At 59.4% G+C, this 576-nt stretch carries 1 pseudogene; it reads right to left on the bottom strand.

The window, feature by feature from the left end:
• Positions 1-97 precede the first annotated feature (97 nt).
• A pseudogene (locus BN1133_RS03285) lies at positions 98-319 on the bottom strand (transposase); the annotation flags it as partial.
• Between the last annotated feature and the right edge of the window lie 257 nt (positions 320-576).

The raw sequence follows: 576 nt of genomic DNA on the forward strand, positions 1-576 counted from the left end.
TGAACGGGCGATGGTCATGGCGAGTTCCTCGGCAGTGATGCTTCAAGCCAAGCAGACCACTACGCCCCTGTCAAAATGGTGGGTGTCCCAGAATCTCCAGGTGGTAGTGGTTGCTCATCACCGCGTAGGCGCAGATGCCGATGGCAAAGAGCCGCGACAGCTGGCCCAGCCGCTCGACCACCCACTGGCGGCGATGCTCATAGCTCTGCCCAGAATGAGCATCTTCCCCACACAGAAAGGCCCGCCGCACACAGCGGCTGACCACGTGGTAGTAGGGCGTATCCTGCAGGCTGATTTGACGTGAACGGGCGATGGTCATGGCGAGTTCCTCGGCAGTGAGGCTTCAAGCCAAGCAGAGCACTACGCCCCTGTCAAAATGGTGGGTGTCCCAGAATCTCTTCCCGCACGCAGCGGCTCACCACGTGGTAGTAAGGCGTATCCTGCAGGCTGATTTGACGTGAACGGGCGATGGTCATGGCGAGTTCCTCGGCAGTGATGCTTCAAGCCAAGCAGACCACTACGCCCCTGTCAAAATGGTGGGTGTCCCAGAATCTGTGGGTTTAGTGAGTCGCCAGC

Origin of the sequence: Aeromonas schubertii, assembly GCF_000820105.1 — a bacterium.
Lineage (GTDB): Bacteria > Pseudomonadota > Gammaproteobacteria > Enterobacterales > Aeromonadaceae > Aeromonas > Aeromonas schubertii.